Raw genomic sequence first — 1636 nt, 5'->3', positions numbered from 1 at the left:
AACCGGACCAATCAGCGGGGGCGGGTCACGAAAAGATGCCAGAGGATCAACGGCGCGAGCCCGAAGCTCAATAGGCCCAGCACTTCAACCATACCGCTTTCACCCTTCACTATTGTCAACCATTCCGTTTTGTTGGCGTTATTGAGATCATACAGCCAAGATGCAAGACATTCACGGGCCCCGCCGGCCCGTACCGGCCAGCACAGGACCAAAGAAATGCGCTACTATATTGCCCTCGTTCACCACGACGAAGACAGCGCCTATGGCCTGACCTTCCCGGATCTGCCCGGTGCTTTCGCTGCGGGGGACACATGGGACGACATCCCCCAGACCGCCGCAGAGGCACTGGACTTCTGGTTCGAGGATCAGCCAGACGTTGAGGAATCGTCGCTTGAAGAGATCCGCCAGCGGCCTGACGTCGCCGAGGAAATGGCGGCCGGCGCCGTCCTGATGCCGGTCCCCTACATCCCCGCCGACACTGCCGCCGCGCGGGTCAACATCACTCTGGAACGCGGACTGCTGCGCGCGATCGACGAAACCGCCAAGGCACGCAAGATGACCAGGTCGTCGTTCCTGGCGTCAGCCGCGCGGCGGGAACTGGTCGGGGCAGTGTAACACTTATCAGTCCGTGCTAGAACGCAGGAACCGAGCCGAGGTGACCGAACGGCCCGAAGCCGACATTGACTATTCTAGAGCCACGCCGCAGCGCGGCCCATCAGACCGGACGTCCGCTGGGAGCGCACACTAGCCGATGAATATGTGCCTCAGAACAGCCTGCGCGATGTCCATTGTGGGAACTACCAGCATGAAATATCCCAAAAATCCAAACACCAGGGAGATTATTCGCGCGGGCTTATTGGTGTGCATCATACCAACCCACCATTCTCTGGCGAGAAAGCCTATGTAGTCGCCATGCTTGGAGAACATGTCAGCTCTGACATCTGGCCGAAAACCCGAGACCACGGGCTTCTTGGATCGCTGCTTACCCAGCACTGTCCAAAATGCCTCTGTTCGTTCGACCCACGATTCCGAATGAACGCGCTCTTCTATCTGTGCGAGCTCGTAGACGCTGTATCGCTGCCTTACTACTTCAGAAAATTCGAGGTCATTTTTGGCAGCTTCCAAAACTTCTGGACGGAACACTCTGAAGGTCACAAATGAGGCGAACACGAACAGGCTTCCGAAGAACACCAACCGAAGCTTGGTTAGACCGTCCAAGAGGAAGGAAGATCTCTCAGTTCCCCCAACGCCTGCTAGTGCATCGAACGAAAGCATCCCAGCGATCTCGTCGTTAAACAGCATCAGGTAACCCGCCATAGGTATCAGCCCGACGACCCGCGTGAAGTCATTGTTCGCACCAGCATTCACGGATTCCCAACGGACTAATTTCCAATCTGTACGCGATTTCAACAGTAGAGCTTCTCCGCAGATTTCGGTCTACCCTACAATCTGCTGCACCAAGTGCCATCCCCAACGGAGCCGGCCCCTTGCGGACCTTGGCGAGGCAGTCAAATGCCGCGCTGCAGTTCCACCAGACCGGACTTTCGCTGCAGGTGCTTGATCTCGGCGCCCTCGAACTCGCCAACCGCGGGACTTTTATGCCGTCAGCCTAGGGTCAGGACCCATTGATTTGGTT

2 protein-coding genes are annotated in these 1636 nt (G+C 57.3%); one reads left to right on the top strand and one right to left on the bottom strand.

The window, feature by feature from the left end; genetic code table 11:
* Positions 1 to 216: 216 nt before the first annotated feature.
* Positions 217 to 615: a type II toxin-antitoxin system HicB family antitoxin gene (locus tag PVW46_RS23975; RefSeq protein ID WP_069211719.1), complete on the top strand. Its 399-nt coding sequence runs from the start codon at positions 217 to 219 to the stop codon at positions 613 to 615.
* A 129-nt stretch (positions 616 to 744) separates the two neighbouring features.
* On the opposite strand, the gene PVW46_RS23970 is transcribed toward PVW46_RS23975, so the two are convergent.
* Positions 745 to 1410: a hypothetical protein gene (locus tag PVW46_RS23970; RefSeq protein ID WP_069211718.1), complete on the bottom strand. Its 666-nt coding sequence runs from the start codon at positions 1408 to 1410 to the stop codon at positions 745 to 747.
* Between the last annotated feature and the right edge of the window lie 226 nt (positions 1411 to 1636).

It is taken from the genome of Mameliella sp. AT18 (assembly GCF_028807275.1).
In the GTDB taxonomy this organism is placed as follows: Bacteria; Pseudomonadota; Alphaproteobacteria; order Rhodobacterales; family Rhodobacteraceae; genus Antarctobacter; species Antarctobacter albus.
This window is presented reverse-complemented; position numbering and strand designations above follow the sequence as displayed.